Annotated in this window: 13 protein-coding genes; 3 read left to right on the top strand and 10 right to left on the bottom strand. The window is 72.4% G+C overall.

Going from position 1 to position 17,997, the window contains the following annotated elements; all coding sequences use genetic code 11:
* Positions 1 to 132 precede the first annotated feature (132 nt).
* From ald to OG302_RS32275, 4 genes are all read right to left on the bottom strand, one after another.
* Entirely contained in the window at positions 133 to 1,248 is a 1,116-nt protein-coding gene (gene ald, locus OG302_RS32290; protein ID WP_361834627.1) for an alanine dehydrogenase, read from the bottom strand.
* Positions 1,249 to 1,392: 144 nt separating this feature from the next.
* Complete coding sequence (locus tag OG302_RS32285; RefSeq protein ID WP_371529984.1) at positions 1,393 to 3,492, bottom strand: tetratricopeptide repeat protein; 2,100 nt, start codon at positions 3,490 to 3,492, stop codon at positions 1,393 to 1,395.
* A gap of 167 nt (positions 3,493 to 3,659) precedes the next feature.
* Positions 3,660 to 4,286: an NUDIX domain-containing protein gene (locus OG302_RS32280; RefSeq protein WP_371529982.1), complete on the bottom strand. Its 627-nt coding sequence runs from the start codon at positions 4,284 to 4,286 to the stop codon at positions 3,660 to 3,662.
* 86 nt (positions 4,287 to 4,372) lie between these two features.
* Complete coding sequence (locus OG302_RS32275; protein ID WP_371529981.1) at positions 4,373 to 6,040, bottom strand: CTP synthase; 1,668 nt, start codon at positions 6,038 to 6,040, stop codon at positions 4,373 to 4,375.
* 415 nt (positions 6,041 to 6,455) lie between these two features.
* Between OG302_RS32275 and OG302_RS32270 the strand changes: the two genes are divergently transcribed.
* Together OG302_RS32270 and OG302_RS32265 are read left to right on the top strand one after the other, a co-directional pair.
* Complete coding sequence (locus tag OG302_RS32270) at positions 6,456 to 8,267, top strand: glycoside hydrolase family 15 protein (RefSeq protein WP_371529980.1); 1,812 nt, start codon at positions 6,456 to 6,458, stop codon at positions 8,265 to 8,267.
* 152 nt (positions 8,268 to 8,419) lie between these two features.
* Complete coding sequence (locus tag OG302_RS32265) at positions 8,420 to 10,057, top strand: PucR family transcriptional regulator (RefSeq protein ID WP_361833862.1); 1,638 nt, start codon at positions 8,420 to 8,422, stop codon at positions 10,055 to 10,057.
* Between the two features lie 17 nt (positions 10,058 to 10,074).
* Here OG302_RS32265 and OG302_RS32260 read toward each other — a convergent pair whose 3' ends face one another.
* The 3 genes from OG302_RS32260 to recN form a co-directional block, all read right to left on the bottom strand.
* Entirely contained in the window at positions 10,075 to 11,220 is a 1,146-nt protein-coding gene (locus OG302_RS32260) for a glycosyltransferase family 4 protein (protein ID WP_371529979.1), read from the bottom strand.
* 502 nt (positions 11,221 to 11,722) lie between these two features.
* The gene (locus OG302_RS32255) at positions 11,723 to 12,499 is read right to left on the bottom strand and encodes a hypothetical protein (RefSeq protein ID WP_371529978.1); all 777 of its coding nucleotides are present in this window, start codon (positions 12,497 to 12,499) and stop codon (positions 11,723 to 11,725) included.
* Between the two features lie 46 nt (positions 12,500 to 12,545).
* Positions 12,546 to 14,273 carry a DNA repair protein RecN gene (gene recN, locus OG302_RS32250; protein ID WP_371750300.1) on the bottom strand — a complete coding sequence of 576 codons (1,728 nt, stop codon included), beginning with the start codon at positions 14,271 to 14,273 and terminating at the stop codon, positions 12,546 to 12,548.
* Positions 14,274 to 14,507: 234 nt separating this feature from the next.
* Between recN and OG302_RS32245 the strand changes: the two genes are divergently transcribed.
* Positions 14,508 to 15,857, top strand: a complete 1,350-nt coding sequence (locus tag OG302_RS32245; RefSeq protein WP_371529977.1) for an FtsX-like permease family protein — start codon at positions 14,508 to 14,510, stop codon at positions 15,855 to 15,857.
* A 40-nt stretch (positions 15,858 to 15,897) separates the two neighbouring features.
* On the opposite strand, the gene OG302_RS32240 is transcribed toward OG302_RS32245, so the two are convergent.
* Genes OG302_RS32240 through OG302_RS32230 form a run of 3 tightly spaced genes read right to left on the bottom strand, consistent with a single transcriptional unit; the run spans position 15,898 to position 17,985 of the window.
* Positions 15,898 to 16,803, bottom strand: coding sequence for an NAD kinase (locus OG302_RS32240; protein ID WP_371750299.1), 906 nt, complete (start codon positions 16,801 to 16,803; stop codon positions 15,898 to 15,900).
* An 11-nt stretch (positions 16,804 to 16,814) separates the two neighbouring features.
* Positions 16,815 to 17,630, bottom strand: a complete 816-nt coding sequence (locus OG302_RS32235) for a TlyA family RNA methyltransferase (RefSeq protein WP_371529976.1) — start codon at positions 17,628 to 17,630, stop codon at positions 16,815 to 16,817.
* A gap of 7 nt (positions 17,631 to 17,637) precedes the next feature.
* On the bottom strand, positions 17,638 to 17,985 hold the full coding sequence (locus OG302_RS32230) for a hypothetical protein (RefSeq protein WP_371529975.1): 348 nt from the start codon (positions 17,983 to 17,985) through the stop codon (positions 17,638 to 17,640).
* Positions 17,986 to 17,997 lie beyond the last annotated feature (12 nt).

Below are 17,997 nucleotides of genomic sequence, written 5' to 3'. Positions count from 1 at the left end.
TGCGAATCGGTTAAAGGGTTACGTTCAAGGCGAGTTGACCATGTCCACGGACATACGCATACGGCCGGACCCCTCTCAAGGTCCGGCCGTTGGCGTGAGATTGACGACTTTCGTTGACGAAAGCGGTCAGGTTCAGCCGAGGAGCGTCTCCAGCTCCACGTGCTCGAGACCGTGCGACTCGGCGACCTCCTTGTAAACGACCTTGCCGTCATGGGTGTTGAGGCCCAGGGCGAGGGCCTTGTCGCGGCGGAGCGCCTCGACCCAGCCGCGGTTCGCCAACTCGACGATGTACGGCATCGTCGCGTTGGTCAGCGCGTACGTCGAGGTGTTGGGCACCGCGCCGGGCATGTTGGCGACGCAGTAGAACACCGAGTTGTGGATCGGGAAGGTCGGCTCGGCGTGCGTCGTCGGGTGCGAGTCCTCGAAGCAGCCGCCCTGGTCGATCGCGATGTCGACAAGGACACTTCCCGGCTTCATGCGCGACACGAGCTCGTTGGTGACGAGCTTGGGGGCCTTCGCACCCGGGATGAGGACGGCGCCGATGACGAGGTCGGCCTCGAGGCAGGCCTTCTCGAGCTCGAAGGCGTTGGAGACGACGGTCTGGATCTTCGTGCCGAAGATCTTGTCCGCCTCCTTGAGCTTGTTGATGTCCTTGTCGAGCAGGGTCACGTGGAAGCCCATGCCGATGGCGATCTGCATGGCGTTCCAGCCGGAGACGCCGCCGCCGATGACGACGGCCTTGCCGGCCGCGACACCGGGGACACCGCCGGGCAGGACACCGCGGCCGCCGTTGGCGGCCATCAGGTGGTAGGCGCCGACCTGCGGGGCCAGGCGGCCCGCGACCTCGGACATCGGGGCGAGCAGCGGGAGCGCGCGGTTCGCGGTCTCGACGGTCTCGTACGCGATGGCGGTCGTGCCGGAGTCCAGGAGCGCGTCCGTGCACTCCTTGGACGCCGCCAGGTGCAGGTAGGTGAAGAGGGTCTGGTCCTTGCGGAGGCGGTGGTACTCCTCCGCGACCGGCTCCTTGACCTTCAGGAGGAGGTCCGCGGTGGCCCAGACCTCGTCGGCGGTGTCCAGGATCCGGGCGCCCGCGGAGACGTACTCCGCGTCCGTGATCGAGGAGCCGACCCCGGCGTTCCGCTCGATGACGACCTGGTGGCCGTGGCGCACCAGCTCATGCACGCCGGCGGGGGTGATGGCCACCCGGAACTCGTTGTTCTTGACCTCGCGGGGGATGCCGACCTTCACGTCGATCACGGTCCTCTTGGCTCAGGGATCTTTCGGGCAATGAACTACATACCGATACACAAGAGGGCGCATCGGAGACACCGCGGAAGTACGCGGCGGAGCCAGTCTAATGAAGGACTTCTCGCTGTCTAGCCTTTCAATGCATCAATCTTCTGCGGAAGCGCTACGGATTTCGTAGGCGGAAGCCGTTGCTCCATCTTTCGATGCAAGCCCTGTGACCTCGTCGAGCTCACTTCCCAGCATGCGCTCGGCGGCACTGCGGTGCAGCCGGGCGGCAGCCGGGTCGCCGAGCCGGTCCAGGGTGTCGGCCAGCCTGAGCTGAAGCGCCGCCTGGAGACGTACGTCACCGGCCTGCCGCGCCCACTCGACGGCCTCCTGGCAGGTGCGCAGCGACTCCTCGGGTCGCCCGGCGTACTCCTGCACCCGCGCCAGCTCGCTCAACGCCCGCGCCTGGCCCGCCACATCACCGGTCTTGCGGTGCCCGGTGACGGCGGAGCTCCAGTTGCGCAGCGCCTCGCCGTAGCGGCCCGCATAGGTGTGCGCCGTCGCGATGCGGCCGTAGAGGCGGGCGGCGTCGGTGCGCTCGTCGCGCGCGAGCCGATGGGCGAGGGCGCGCCCGAACCAGTCCGAGGCCCGCGACCAGTCCCCCAGCTCCTGGTGGGCACCACCTACGGATTCCATCGCGCGACCGGTCGCGTACGGATCATTTGCTTCCCGTCCGGCGTCCAGAGCGAGCCGATAGCGCACCAGCGCCTCCTGCGTGCGTCCCGTCCGCGCGTCCAGATCCGCGAGATTCAGGAGGGCCGCCGCCTTCTCACGGGGCAGATTCCGGCGTTCGGCGACATCGAGGACGAGCCGGTGGATTCCGTACAGCTCCGGAGCCGCCTCCTCCGTGCCCCGGTGGGCGACCAGGGCCCGTGTCAGGGCCGCCATCAGGCGTCGCGCGAGGGTGTCGAGCTCCCCGTCGGCGACCGCGAGGCGTGCGGCGGCCAGCAGGGCGGGCTGCCGGATGCGCAGCCACTCCGAGGCCGCGGCGGGGCTGGGGAACCGCAGGGCGCGCGGCAGGCCCGCGAGCTTCTTGCGGGCCCCGGAGCCGTCCGGCTCCGTGATCGCCCGGCAGGACTGGAGGAGGCGCACGGTCCGCTCCAGCATCCTGGCCCGCGCGAGCTGCACCTCGGCGGCCCGGTCCTGGCTCTCGGTGCGCGCCCGCAGGAGCGGCACCAGGCAGGCCGGCAGCTCGTACTGCGGAAGCGGTGAATCCACGGCCCTGACCAGGCCGAGCTTCACGAAGTCGTCCAGGGTCGTGCGGGCCGCGGAGACCGAGCAGCCGGCGAGCGCGGACGCGGTGTGCGGGTCGATGTGACCGGCGGGGGCGAGGGAGAGGTAACGCAGTATCCGCGCGGCCGCCCCGGGCAGCGAGGCGTACGAGAGCTGGAACATGCGGGAGAGCGCGCCGGGCGCCGATTCGTCCTCGGGCCGGTCGTGCACCTGCTTGGCCAGGTCGGCGACGGCCGCCTTGGGCCGCCCGGAGAGCCAGCCGCCGGCCAGGACGAGCGCGGCGGGGTGCGCGGCGCACGCCTCGACCAGGCTCTCCGCGGACCGCGGGTCGACGGTGATGCGCACCGGGCCCGCCGCACGGGAGAGCAGTTCGACGCCCGCCGCGGTGTCCAGGCCGCCCAGCGTGCACGGCCGCACGTCCGGGATCCCGGTGAGCGGGCCCTCCGACACGGCGACGACCAGGCACTCGGGCGCGTCCGGGAGCAGCGGGTCGACCTGCTCGGCGTCCGCGGCCCCGTCCAGGAGGAGCAGGGCCCGGCGTCCGGAGAGGGCCTCGCGGAGCACTTCGGCGAGCTCGTCCTCGTCCGCGCCCGCCGGTGCGGGCACATCGAGGGCGTCCAGGAGTTCGCGGGCGGTGCGTTCCGTGGGCACGCGCGTGCCGTCGGGTTCGGTGAGCTGGGCGCGCAGCACCCCGTCGGGGTAGGCGTCGGCGACCTGCCGGGCGAGTTCCTCGGCGAGTGCGGTGCGGCCGGATCCGGGGCGGCCCGCGATGAGGAGCACCCGGGCCCGTGGCGCCTTGCGGCCCGAGATGGTGTCGAGCCCCGCGCGGTCGATGTCGGCGCGGAGCTCTTTCAACTCCCTGCGACGGCCGACGAATTGACCGCCCTCGGAAGTCTGGGCCGGAGCGGGCCGGGGCACCGCGCCGCCCGCCGCCGAACCGTCCGTGTCGACCGCCTGATCCGTCACGGGCCATGCTCCGTCCGCCTGCGCGCGAACCCGCCGGGACTCCGGTCGGGACGCTTCCAGAGCCTAGTTCAGGCCGTGGCGCCTCCCCCGGCGAGCGGCGCGCACAAGTCCCCCGATCGGATCAGCAGATCGTCACACCGGAGAGCCCTGATGGCCCCTCAGGCCCCTCAGGCCTCGAAGGGGCGCGCCGGCCAGGGCGCGTCGGCGGGACGCAGCGCGTCGACGCCGTCGCCCGCCAGTGCGGCGGTCAGCGAAAGGACGCCCACGACGAGGCAGTTGTTGTGCAGTTCTCCGGCGAGCACACCGCGTACGAGCTCGTCGAGCGGTACGCGCGCCAGCTCCATGTCGGACTCCTCCTCGGAGACCTCGAAGCGCTCGCCGTCGGCCTCGGACAGATCGCGGGCCAGGAAGATCCGCACGGCCTCGTCGCAGCCGCCGGGCGTGGTGTAGACGTCGGTCAGGACGCGCCAGTCCTCGGCCTTGACGTGCGCCTCTTCGTAGAGCTCGCGCTGGGCCGCGTGCAGGGGGTTCTCGCCGGGGACGTCGAGCAGCCCGGCCGGGATCTCCCAGAGCTTGTGGCGGACGGGGTGGCGGTACTGGCGCAGGACCAGGACGCGGCCCACGTCGTCCAGGGCGACCACGGCGACCGACCCGGGGTGCACCTGGTAGTCACGGGTGACGACCGTGCCGTCGGGCATGACCACGTCGTCCGTACGGACGGAGGTCTTGTTCCCCACGAAGGGCGTCTGCGTGGCCGTGACCTGCCACTCCTCGGCAGTGTCCTTGATCGTCATGTCGCCCTGTCCTCCCACACGTGCAAACAGAAACCGGGGCACGCGCCTCACAAGGCTCGTCCCCCGGCAACCGTATCGCTCTTGTGCTACTTACCCGTCTGGCGCTCCACCGAGGCCTTCACCAGGCCCGCGAAGAGCGGGTGCGGGCGGGTCGGGCGCGAGCGCAGCTCCGGGTGCGCCTGCGTGGCGACCAGGTAGGGGTGCACCTCGCGCGGGTACTCGACGTACTCGACGAGCTTGCCGTCCGGGGACGTGCCGGAGAAGAGGATGCCGGCCTTCTTCTCGAGCTCGGCGCGGTAGGCGTTGTTCACCTCGTAGCGGTGACGGTGGCGCTCCTCGACGTACTCCTTGCCGTCGTAGACCTCGCGCGCGATGGAGCCCTCGGCGAGCTTCGCCGGGTACATGCCCAGCCGCATCGTGCCGCCCATGTCGCCCTCACCGGCGACGATGTCCAGCTGCTCCGCCATGGTCGAGATGACCGGGTGCGCGGTCGCGGAGTCGAACTCCGTGGAGTTGGCGTCGGGGATGTCCGCGAGGTTGCGGGCGGCCTCGATCACGATGCACTGCAGGCCGAGGCAGAGGCCGAGCAGCGGGATCTTGTTCTCACGGGCGTACGTGATGGCGCCGACCTTGCCGGTCACGCCACGGTCGCCGAAGCCGCCGGGGATGCAGATGCCGTCGACGTCGCCGAGCTGCTTGGCGGCGTCCGCCGGGGTCTTGCAGTCGTCGGAGGTGACCCACTTGACCTTGACGCGGGCACGGTTGGCGAAGCCGCCGGCGCGCAGCGCCTCGGTCACCGAGAGGTAGGCGTCGGGCAGGTCGATGTACTTCCCGACCAGCGCGATGGTGACCTCGTGGTTCGGGTTGTGCACCCGGTCCAGGAGGTCCTCCCACTGGGTCCAGTTCACGTCGCGGAACGGCAGGTCCAGCTTGCGCACCACGTAGGCGTCGAGGCCCTCGGTGTGCAGGACCTTCGGGATGTCGTAGATCGACTTGGCGTCGACACAGGCGACGACCGCGTCCTCGTCGACGTCGCACATCAGCGAGATCTTGCGCTTGATGGCGGTCGGCACGTCGCGGTCGGCGCGCAGCACGATGGCGTCGGGCTGGATACCGATGTTGCGCAGGGCCGCGACGGAGTGCTGGGTCGGCTTGGTCTTCAGCTCACCGGACGGGCCGATGTAGGGCAGCAGCGAGATGTGCACGACGAAGACGTTGTCGCGGCCGACCTCGTGGCGGACCTGGCGGACGGTCTCCAGGAACGGCAGCGACTCGATGTCGCCGACCGTGCCGCCGACCTCCGTGATGACCACGTCGACGTCGTCGGTGGCCATGCGGCGGATGCGGTGCTTGATCTCGTTGGTGATGTGCGGGATGACCTGCACGGTGTCGCCGAGGTACTCGCCGCGCCGCTCCTTGGCGATGACCTGCGAGTAGACCTGGCCGGTGGTGACGTTGGCCGAGCCGTCGAGGTCGACGTCGAGGAAGCGCTCGTAGTGACCGATGTCCAGGTCGGTCTCGGCGCCGTCATTCGTGACGAACACCTCACCGTGCTGGAAGGGGTTCATCGTGCCGGGGTCGACGTTCAGGTACGGGTCGAGCTTCTGCATGGTGACCCGAAGACCCCTGGCCTTGAGCAGCGCGCCGAGACTGGAGGCCGTCAGCCCCTTCCCGAGGGAAGACGCGACACCCCCGGTGACGAAGATGTGCTTGGTCGTCGTGGCTGTGCTGTTTCGAAAAGCAGCGGGCTGCATGGCCAAGAGGGGGCTCCCGTGGTCGCGGTCTGGAGGGTGCGTACCGGCGTCGTCCTCAGGTGGTTCTGGAGGAGGTGCCGTCGCTGCGGTTCGGGGGTTCAATGACCACCGGCTCACGGGCTACCAGGGTATCAGCGACCGGGGGAGGCTGCTTCCGGCCACGCTCGGGCACTCCCGTCACACCTCCCTCACCTGGCGCTCACCCGTTCGGCGCAGGCTCGTTGCCGGGAGCGGCGCGCAGATCACCTGGGTGCGTCGTATCCTGCTCGGACACTCGCTGCCGAGCCGGACCGATCAACGGCAATCACCCCCGTCCGTTCGCCCGGAACAAGAGGCTCGTGCAGTTCGTTTTACAGCGAACCCTTGACCGTAGAGCGAGCGCCCCCGAGAGGGCGACGTGGCCGTTTGACTGGAGATGCACGTGGCCGGGCGCATCGAGGATTACGCACTCATCGGAGACATGCAGACCGCTGCCCTGGTCTGCCGGGACGGCACGGTCGACTGGCTGTGCCTGCCCCGCTTCGACTCTCACGCCATCTTCGCCGGATTGCTCGGCACGGAGGAGCACGGATTCTGGCGTCTCGGGCCCGCTCACAGCCCCGACGCACCACCGCCGACCGCCGCGCGGCGCACCTACCGCGGCGACTCGCTGATCCTGGAATCCGAGTGGGACACCCCGCGCGGCACGGTCCGCGTGACCGATTTCATGCCGCCGCGCGACACGGACGCCCCGCAGCTCGTGCGGATCGTCGAGGGCGTCAGCGGCCGGGTACCGATGCGCTCCGCCCTGCGGATGCGTTTCAGTTACGGCCGAGTGGTGCCCTGGGTGCACAAGGTCGACGGGCGCACGGTGGCCGTCGCGGGGCCCGACTCGGTGTGGCTCGACACGTCGGCCGAGACCTTCGGCAAGGACCTCACGACGTACTCGGACTTCACGGTCGCGCCCGGTGACCGGATCGCGTTCACCATCTCGTGGCAGCCCTCGCACAAGGAGCCGCCCGCGCCCGCCGAGCCGGAGAACGCCCTCGTGGCCACGCAGGACTTCTGGCGCGAGTGGGTGGATCACTGCACGTACCACGGCCCGTACCGCGAGGCCGTGGTCCGCTCGCTGATCACGCTGAAGGCCCTGACGTACGCCCCCACGGGCGGCATCGTCGCGGCGCCCACGACGTCGCTGCCGGAGGACGTCGGCGGCTCCCGCAACTGGGACTACCGCTACACCTGGCTGCGCGACGCCGCGATCACCCTCTCCTCGCTGCTGCGCACCGGGTACCGCGAGGAGGCCCGCGCCTGGCGCGAGTGGCTGCTGCGCGCGGTGGCCGGCGACCCCGAGAACCTGCAGATCATGTACGGCATCGCGGGCGAGCGTGAGCTCGGCGAGGCGGAGCTCGACTGGCTGCCGGGATACGAGGGCTCGACACCGGTGCGGGCGGGCAACGGCGCCGCGCACCAGCTCCAGCTCGACGTGTACGGCGAGGTCACCGAGGCCCTGCACCTGGCGCACATGACGGGCCTGGCCCGCAGTGACTACGCCTCGCTGCTCCAGCTCAAGCTGATCCGGTACCTGGAGACGAACTGGGACCAGCCGGACGAGGGCATCTGGGAGGTCCGCGGCCCGCGCCGGCACTTCGTGCACTCCAAGGTGATGGTCTGGGTCGCCGTGGACCGCACGATCAAGCTCATCGAGTCCGGCGACGCGGACGGCCCCCTGGAGAAGTGGCGCGAGCTGCGCGACGACATCCACCGGGACGTCTGCGAGAAGGGCTACGACAAGGAGCGGAACACGTTCACGCAGTCGTACGGCTCCAAGGAGCTGGACGCCTCGCTGCTGCTCATCCCGCAGATGGGCTTCCTGCCGCCGGACGACAAGCGCGTGATCGGCACGATCGAGGCGATCCAGCGGGAGCTCTCGACGTCGGACGGCTTCATCCTGCGCTACCCCACGACCGGCGACGACGCGGGCGTGGACGGCCTGGAGGGTGACGAGGGTGCCTTCCTGGCCTGCTCGTTCTGGATGGCGGACGACCTGGCGATGATCGGTCGGGTGGACGAGGCCCGCAAGCTCTTCGAGAAGCTGCTCGCGCTCCGCAACGATCTGGGGCTCCTCGCGGAGGAGTGGGATCCGCGGCTGCAGCGCCAGGTCGGCAACTTCCCGCAGGCCTTCAGCCACGTGCCGCTGATCGACACGGCACTGCGGCTGACCGCCAGCGGGGCGTACGGCGGCTAGCGAGGCCCTCCGGGTCCGGACGGCGACGGGATCCCCGTCGCCGTCCGTTTTCCGTTCCGGGGCGACCGGTTGCCGGGACATGAGCGGAACAGATCACTCCCGTAATCGGCCGGAGATGTTCCCGGAGCGTATGCGCAGGTAGCGTCCGCTCCATGGAAAGTCAGGGCACGCAGGGCACCCAGGGCGGCATCACCGTGCAGCGCGCCCTGGAACTACCGGGGCTGCGCGGTGGCCTCCCCGAGGTGGTCGCGGGCGCCGAACGGCTGCAGCGCACGGTGCGGTGGGTGCACGCGGGCGAAGTGCCGAACATCGCCTCGCTCCTCAAGGGCGGCGAGCTGCTCCTGACCACGGGCCTCGGCCTGGGCGCACGCCCCGCCGAGCAGCGCGTCTTCGTGCGCAAGCTCGCCGAGCGCGGCATCGCTGCCCTCGTCGTCGAACTGGGCCCGCGCTTCACGCGGCTACCGGCGGCCATAGTGGAGACGGCGCGCGCCGCGGGTCTCCCACTGGTGCAGCTGCACCGCGAGGTGCCCTTCGTGACGGTCACCGAAGAGGTCCACACAGAGATCGTCAACGGCCACTACGCGCTGCTCCAGCGGGCCGAGGAGGTCCACCGGCGCTGCACGGAGGCGCTGCTCGGCGGGGGCGGCGTACCCCAGGTCCTGAACGTCCTGGCGGACTTCAGCGGTAACCCGGTGTTCCTGGAGACGGCGGACGGGCAGCTCCTGTACGCCGCCGGGGCGGGCACGGAGTGCGCCGATCCGCTCCAGGTGTGGGAGGGGCTGCGGGGCCAGCACAAGGACGGGCCGCCGGCCGGCGCACTGCTCGTCGACGTGCCCGGCGGCGGTCCCGGCTCGGGCTCGGTACGCGCCCGTCTGGTGCTGCTCGCCGTGGAGTCCGCGCTGCTTCCGGTGCACCGGATCGCGGCGGAGCGGGCAGCGGGCTCGCTCGCGGTGGTCCTGATGCAGGCACGCCAGGAAGAGGAGCTCGCCGCGCGCGGCCGTGGCGACTTCCTGACCGATCTGGCGGAGGGACGGATCCAGGCCGACGACGCGCCCGCCCAGGCGCGGGTGCTCGGCTTCAAGCCCGGCGAGAGCCCGCTGCTCCCGGTGGTGATGCGGCTCGCGGACGGTCTTCCGCCCGGGGGCGGCTGGGCCGTGCTCGCGCGTGCGGTGGCGGAGGAACTCGCCGCGGTGGGGGTGCCGGTGCTGCTCGGCGTACGTCCGGTCGAGGGGCGCGTCCCGCTGCTGCTCGGCCTGCGCTCGGAATCCGAACGCACCGCGGTGGCCGACCGGGTCGCCGCCGCGCTGCGGGCGGGCGTGGAGCGGGCGGGGATGCAGCGGGCCGGGGCGCTGCCGCCGGTCGTGGTGGTCGGGGTGGCGGGCGGCTGGGCGGCGGCCTCGGCGGGGCTGCGGCACGCGGCGGAGACGGCGACGGCCGCGCAGGGCCTCTCGGACCGCCCCTGGTACGACGCGCGGCGGCTGGACATCGACCTGCTGCTGTGGCGCCTGCACAACTACGACGACTCGGCGCTCGCGGCGTTCGTGGACCGCGCGATCGGCCCGCTGCGGGCCCATGACCGGCGATCGAAGCCACCGCTGCTGCCCACCCTGCAGACGTACCTGGCCCATGCGGGACGCAAGGCGGAGACGGCGCGCGAACTGCACCTGAACCGTCAGACGCTCTACAACCGCCTCGCCAGGATCAGTGAACTCCTGGGCACGGACCTGGACGACCCGCAGACGGTGCTCGCGCTGAGCCTGGCGCTGCGGGCCCGGAGGCATGTGGCGTAGCGCGTGGGCCCCGGGCCCTAGGTGGCGAAGGGCTGGGTCAACTCGTCGTAGACACTCAGGACTTGGGTGACCGTCTCGTCCTCGGTCGGCCATGTCGCCGCCTGGGCGGTGCCCTTGTCCTTGAGCCGCTCCCTGAGCGCGGGGTCGGCGAGGAGGCGTGCGACGGCGGTGGCCAGCGCCTCGGCGTCGCCGTACGGGACGAGCGCGGCGGCGTCACCGACCAGTTCGGGGATGCCGCCGACAGCGGTCGCGACGAGCGGCACGCGCGCGTGCAGAGCTTCCTGGGCGAGTACGGAGCGGGACTCCCAGCTGCTGGGCAGCACCACGAGATCGGCCGCCGCGAGCATCTCGGGCACGTCGTCGCGCCGCCCGACGAGCCGGACCGGGAGGCCTTCGCCCTCGATGCGGCGCTGCAGTGCGGCGCGCTCGGGCCCTTCGCCCGCGATGACGACGAGCGGCAGGGGGTCGAGGTGGCGCCAGGCGCGCGCGGCCTCCAGGAGGACGTCGTGGCCCCGCTGCCGTTCGAGCGTGCCGACCGTGACGACCAGCGGGCGTCCGACGGCGCCGAGTTCGGCGAGGGCCTTGTGGCGCAGCCCCTCGGCATCCTCGGCCGCCCCTGACGTCCCGGCCGCCGCGCGCGGCGCGGGGAACGTGACGGGGGCGAGGCGGGCGTCCCGTGCGCCCCTGCTGCGGGCGCGGTCCACGAGGTCGGACGAGGTGCCGAGGACCACGGCGGCGGCCTTGGCGACGCGTCGCTCCAGGAGGTGCAGGAGCCGGGCGCGGGCGCCTTCCGCGTGCGCGCGCGTGTGCCAGGTGACGACGAGGGGGATGCGGCGTCCGGTGAGCGCGAGGGCGGCGCGGAGCGCGGCATGCAGTCCGTGCGCGTGCACGAGGTCGGCGTCCACGCAGGCCATCCGGAGGGCGGCGACGGATGCGGGGTCGCTGCTGCGGGGCACGTGCACGTGCCGGGCGCCGGTGCCCGTCAGGTCGTAGGCGCCGGCCGCCTCGGAAGGGGCGCACACCGTGACCCGCACGCCCCGCGCCGCGAGGCCCGCGGCGAGCGACCTGACGTGGGCACTGCTGCCCGCGCTGCCACCGCCCAGCACCTGCACGGTGTGCAGCGGGATCTGACCGTGCGGTGAGTGGCTGCTCACGTGGCTCACGTAGCCGGGGCTCCTGGGTCGGCGTCGGGGGGCTGCGCCAAGGATGCCAGTCCGTACGGACGTTCCGGCACCGCCGAAAGGCCTCTTCCGTGTCGGGGCGGGCAACTCCCTGACCCGGATCACCCACACGGGTGAGGACAACGGGGATTCAGCACCGTGGACGACCTGCGGCCCCCGCATCTTCGCAGCGCCACCCCTTCAAGCGAAAGCCTTTCAGAAGCTCGGCGCGGCAGGCCGCTGGCCAGACGGGGCTTCGGCTGTGCGGCGCTTTGGCTGTGCAAGGCCCTGGCCGGGCAGAGCCCCGGCTGGGCAGGACCTTGGTATGGCACACCCCGGCCGGGCAATGCTCCGGCGTGGCTCGACCATGACGCCAAGCTGCCTGGCTCTGGGCCCTGCTGATCTTCTTCCCTCACACGGCAGCTGCCACCAGGGCCGTCTCATGGGTGGTGAGGCTCGCGCAGCCGTACCGTGCCCGAGTCCCGGCCAGGCATGCCCCCGCCCCCTAACCCCGACTCCCGGCCACCGCGCTCACCCTCTCCCCGCACACAGCAGCCGCAACCAGGGCCGCCGCGTGGGCGGTGAGGCCCAGGCGGCCGTTGCCTGCGGCGATGGCGGTGCCGAGGGCCGCGCCCAGGGCGTGTGCGCCCGCGTCGCCGATCATGGCTCGCTCCCCGATGTCGTCCGGCAGCACGGCCGCCGCGGCCCCCACGGAGGCGGCGGCGAGGGCCCCGGCGGTGCCTCGGCGCAGCAGCCCCGGAGCCCCCAGCGCGACCACCGCTCCGGCGGCCTTTCCCGGGCGTACGTCCACGAGGTTGACGAAGTGGGCGGTGCCCGCGATCACGACGCCCGCAAGGAGCTTGTCCACCGGCCGCTCCTTGAGCAGCGCACCCGCGGCGAGCCCCGCCACGGAGATCCCGAACAACTTCACGGCCCCACTGGTCACTTCGCCGTCCCGCAGCGCGCCCAGGTGCGCACGGAAGCCACGGCGCGGATCGCCCTCCCCCGCCGTGTCGTCGTACGCCCCGCAGGCCCCCGCCGCGAGCACGGCGAGCGCGGCGGCGGCCCGGGTCCTGGCTGGCAGCGCCACGGCTCCGGCCGCCGCACCAAGGGCGGCGGCGGGCCCGGCGTACAACTCCACCGCCCGTCCCGCGTAGTTCTTCCGCTGCCAGCGGTCGGGGCCGCCGGGGGCGCGTGAGCGCAGCACGGTGGTGGCCGCACGGGTGACGGTGGCGGAGGCGAGGAGGGCCGGGAGGCGCCGGGCGGGCTTGCGGTCGATCATGCGGCCAGCCTAGGGCCGGGCGCGCGCCCGGCCCCGACCCGTCCCCCTAGCCGTCCCCGCGGGCCGTCGCCAGCAACTCCTCGGCATGCGCCCGCGCGGTCTCCGAGTCCTCCTGGCCCGCCAGCATCCGGGACAGCTCCCGGACCCGGTCCTCGCCCTCGAGGACCAGCACGCCGGAGCGCGTGACGCTCCCGTCGTTCGTCTTCTCGACCAGCAGCTGCCGGTCGGCGAAGGCCGCCACCTGGGGCAGATGCGTCACGACCACGACCTGCGCGGACTTGGCGAGGCGGGCGAGCCTGCGGCCGATCTCGACCGCGGCCTTGCCGCCGACACCGGCGTCGACCTCGTCGAAGAGGTACGTCGGCACGGGATCCGTGCCCGCGAAGACGACCTCGACGGCGAGCATCACGCGCGACAGCTCACCGCCGGACGCGCCCTTGGCGATCGGCCGCGGCGGAGCTCCCGGATGCGGGGCGAGGAGGAGTTCCACCTCGTCGACGCCCGCAGGGCCGTATGCGACGACGCGTCCGCCGACCGGCACGCCGTCCGCGCCCTCCGGCACCTCCGTACTGGTGATGTCGATCGTCACGCGCGCGTGCGGCATCGCCAGCGAGGCCAGCTCCGCGGTGACGGCCGCCGCGAACCGCGACGCCGCCTCCATCCGGGCATCGGTCAACGCCTGCGCGAGCCCCGCGAGTTCGCTCCGCAGGGCGTCCCGCTCGGCGGTCAGTTCCTCCAAGCGGTCGTCGTCGCCCTCGAGTTCGGTGAGCCGCGCGGCCCCTTCCTGGGCCCAGGCCAGCACGGAGTCGATGTCGGAGCCGTACTTCCGCGTCAGCTGGGTGAGCGCGGCACGCCGTTCCTCCACCGCCGCGAGGCGCAGGGGATCGGCGTCGAGGTCGTCCGCGTACCCCGCGAGCTCACCCGCCACATCGCCCAGCAGAATCCCGATCTCGCCGATCCGCTCGGCAAGGGCGGCCAGCGCGGGGTCGTGCGAACGCACCGCCTCAAGAGCTCGGTGGGCGCCCGCCACCAGCGTCGCGGCGTCGACGCCCTCCGGGTCCTCTGGGATGCCCGCGAGCGCGGAGTGCGCGGCCGTGGCGGCGGAGGCGAGCGCCTCCGCGTGACCGAGCCGCTCGGCCTCGGCGGCCAGTTCGGTGTCCTCGCCCTCGCGCGGCTCCACGCCCGCGACCTCGTCGAGGCCGAAGCGCAGCAGATCGGCCTCCTGGGCCCGTTCACGCGCACGCGTGGTGATCTCGTCGACCTCGGTCGTCACGGCCCGCAGCCTGCGGTACGCGGCCGTGTACTTGGCCAGCGGCACGGCGACCGCGTCGCCCGCGTACCGGTCGAGGGCCCCGCGCTGCCTGGCCGGTTTGAGCAGGCCCTGCTGGTCCGTCTGGCCGTGCACCGCGACGAGGTCGTCGGCGAGTTCGGACAGCAGGCCCACCGGGACCGAACGGCCGCCGAGGTGCGCACGGGAGCGCCCCTCCGCCGAGACCGTACGGCTGATGAGCAGCGCTCCGTCGTCGAGTTCGGCCCCCGCTTCCTCGGCGCGCACGGCGGCCGAGGTGCCCTCGGGCACAGTGATCCGGCCCTCCACCACCGCCGCCTTGGCACCGATCCGTACCAAGGCGGCATCGGCGCGACCGCCGAGCAACAGGCCAAGGCTGGTGACCACCATCGTCTTGCCCGCACCGGTCTCGCCCGTGACCGCGGTGAACCCCGGCGACAGCTCGACCACCGCGTCGTCGATGACTCCGAGCGACCGTATCCGCATCTCCTCCAACACGGACACGACCTTACGAGGTCATGGGCCAGGTGTGCGACGGCCCCTGGTCTCCTTCCGCTTTCCGTCCACGAAGACGCAGGTGGCAAAGGCGGACCGAACGGACGCGTCACCCGCAGGGGTACGGATCGAGGGGTGGGAGTTCGGTGGTGGGGATTACCCCCACAAGGATCTTCCTGCCAGCCTCCTGGTGGGCGGATACCCCGGCAGCCCACCATGATCAGTATGGGAACGGGACTGGCACAGGCGGCGCTGCGCGCGCATCGCCCGGCATTCATGGGCACAGCGGTGGCCGCGCTCTTCGCGGCGACGGTGGTGAGCGCGTCGACGATGATGCTCGGCACGACGGGCACGGAAGGGCTCTCCACACGGGCCCGCAGGCAAATCACGGAGAACGGCGTCGGCGACATGGCCGTGGTCCTTCTCATCGGATCGGTCTACATGTCGATATTCGTGGTCGCGTCGACGATGGGTACGGCCGTCACGCAGCAGCACCGCGAGCTGGCCATGGTCCGTTCCATCGGCGCCAAGCCCCGCCAGGTGCGCCGCGCGGTCGCCGTTCAGGCCCTCGCCGCGTCGGTCCCCGCTGCGCTGGCCGGCTTCGTCCTGGGCGGCTTCGTCGCGCGCTGGTGGCACGCGGGCATGGTGGCGCACGGGCTGCTCCCCGCGGAGGCGGGCTTCCGGTTCGGCTGGGTCGCCCTGCCGGTGTGCCTCGGCGTGGCCGTGGTGACGACGACGCTCGCCGCGCTCCTCTCGGCACTGCGGTTCTCGCTGCTCCGACCGGCCCGCGCCCTGAGTGAGGCGGCGACCGGGCGGCGGGGGCTCGGCATGCTCCGGGCGCCGCTCGGCCTGATCGCGGTCGCGGGGGCCTGCGCGATCTCCGTCCTTCTGTCGAAGCAGCCGTCGGACGAGGCGAGCGAGGGCGCCTTCCTCGTCCTGATCCTCTTCTGCGTCGGCGCGGGGCTGCTTGGCCCGCGGATCATCGGGCCCGCGGCCTGGCTCGTCTCCGCCCTGGTGGGCCGGTTCGGCGCGAGCGCGCGCCTGGCGATGCTCAACGTCCGCTCGCAGCCCCGCCGTTTCTCCGCCGCGGTGGTGCCGCTCCTGCTGGTCGTGGGGTTCGGCCTGACGAAGATCGGCATGCACACCACGGCGCAGCACCACACGGGTTCGGCGGGCAGCACGGGCGAGGTCTGGCTCGACTACGTGGGCACGGGGCTCTACGCGGGCTTCGCCGCCATCGCCGCGGCGAACACCCTCGCCATGATCTCCTTCGAGCGGCGCCGCGATGTCGCCCTGCTGCGGGTGGTGGGCAGCCAACGTGCCCAAGTGCGGGCGATGGCCGCCTGGGAGGCCGTGGTCGTCGCCGGGACGGCGCTGCTGCTCGGCACCGCGATCGCGCTCGGCACGCTGGCCCCGATCCTCAGCACCGCCTTCGGCTCGGCGCTCCCGTACCTGCCGTGGGGTGTGCCGGCGGGGATCGCGGCGGGCACGCTGCTCCTCACGCTGCTCGCCACCGGCCTCCCGGTGGCGAGCGTGATGCGGCGCCGCGCGATAACGGTCGTCGCCACGGCGTGACGGCGCGCCCTGCCGCGGCTCCCGGAGATCCGGCGTACGGCTACTGAGGGGCCCCGCGCCACCCGGCCACCGGCAGGGCGAACTTCGCGACCAGCCGGTCGGTGAACGACGCGTGGTGCAGCCGCGCGAGCCGCACCGGCACCCCGCCCCTGCGCACCTCGACCCGCGCGCCCGGTGGCAGTTCCACGGTCCGGCGCCCGTCGCACCACAGCACCCCGTGCGACGTGTGGTGCTGGACCTCCACGGCGAGCACCGAGTCCGGCGAGGTCACCAGCGGCTTGGCGAACAGGGCGTGGGCGCTGATCGGCACCATCAGGAGCGCCTCCACCTCCGGCCACACCACGGGCCCGCCCGCGGAGAAGGCGTACGCGGTGGAGCCGGTCGGGGTCGCGCACACGATGCCGTCGCAGCCGAAGCCGGTGACCGGACGCCCGTCGATCTCCAGGACGACCTCGAGCATCAGCTCGGCCGACATCTTCTGCACGGCCGCTTCGTTGAGCGCCCAGTCGCGGTGCACGACATCGCCGTTGCTGTGCACGACGACGTCGATGGTCATCCGCTCCTCGACCTCGTACGCCTTGGTCACCACCCGGTCGACGACCTTGTCGAGGTCGTCGCGCTCGGCCTCGGCGAGGAAGCCGACACGGCCCAGGTTCACGCCGAGCATCGGCACCCCGGAGGCGCGGGCGAACTCGGCGCCGCGCAGCAAGGTGCCGTCCCCACCGAGGACGACGAGCAGTTCACAGCCGTCGAGGCACTGGGGCGTGGCCTCCTTCACGGTGCCCACCTCGGGCGGCAGCGGCAGATCGGCCGCCTCCGCCTCCAGGACCCGTACGCCGATGCCGCTGCGCAGCAGCCCCTGCACGACGAGTTCGGCACTGCGGATGGCGGCAGGCCGTCCGGTGTGCGCGAGCAGGAAAACGGTACGAGCTCGGGTCTGGGTCACTCGGGTCTGAGTCAACGGGGCCCCTCCGCCACGGCACGGTCAACGTCCGCCGGGTCCAGTTCGGGCGCCCCGGCACGCAGCCACAGAAAGTACTCGACATTTCCGGAAGGTCCGGGCAGCGGGCTCGCAGTCACGCCACGCACACCGAGCCCGAGCCCCCACGCCTGCCGGGCCACACCGCGCACGGCGTCGGCCCGCAGTTCCGCGCTGCGCACCACTCCGCCGCTGCCCAGGCGCTCCTTGCCGACCTCGAACTGCGGCTTGACCATCAGGACCAGGTCCGCGTCGGGGGCGGCGCACCGCGCGAGGGCGGGCAGCACCAGGCCGAGCGGGATGAACGAGAGGTCGCCGACGACCAGGTCGACGGGGATCCCGTCGATGGCCTCCAGCGTCAACTCCCGTACGTTCGTGCGGTCCTTGATGGTGACCCGGTCGTCGCTCTGCAGCGACCAGGCGAGCTGGCCGTACCCGACGTCCACGGCGACGACGCCCGAGGCGCCAGCACGCAGCAGCACATCGGTGAAGCCGCCGGTGGACGCGCCCGCGTCGAGCGCGCGCCGCCCCTCGACGGCCAGGCCCTGCGGCACGAACGCGGCGAACGCGCCCGCCAGCTTGTGGCCACCCCGCGAGACGTAGTCGGGATCGCTCCCGTCGGTCGCGACCACGATGGCTGCGGCGGTCTCCACCTGCGTCGCGGGCTTCGTCGCGGTGTTCTTGCCGACGGTCACACGCCCGGCGGCGATCAGCTGGCTCGCATGCTCGCGCGAGCGCGCGAGCTTGCGCCGGACCAGCTCGGCGTCGAGGCGGCGGCGTGCCACTCCTGCCACGTTCTGTTCAGCTCCTGTTGTACGGGGGTGAGTGCTGGGACGAAGCGGCGGGCGTCCCCATGGGTGAGGACGCCGGCGGCCCGGGGCGTGCGTCGAGCGCGGTCAGCGCATCACGCAGTCCCCGGTGTACATCCTCGTACACCTCGATGTGGCCGTCCGTGGCGAGGTGGTCGGCATCGCCGAGCCGCCCAAGCAGGCCGTCCACCTCCGCGTCGCCGGTCGGGACACGCTCCACCCCGAGGGGCGCGGGCCCGACCGGGTCGTACGTCTCCGCCCGGACCTCGGAGGCCTCGGGGGCCGCAGGGACCTCGGGCTCCACCGGCTCGGGCTCGGGGCCCGGCAACGAGTCGCTCATGCCCCGACGCTA

This window comes from Streptomyces sp. NBC_01283, assembly GCF_041435335.1.
Taxonomy (GTDB): domain Bacteria; phylum Actinomycetota; class Actinomycetes; order Streptomycetales; family Streptomycetaceae; genus Streptomyces.
The sequence above is the reverse complement of the archived record's forward strand: the minus strand, read 5'-3'. Positions and strand labels throughout refer to the sequence as shown.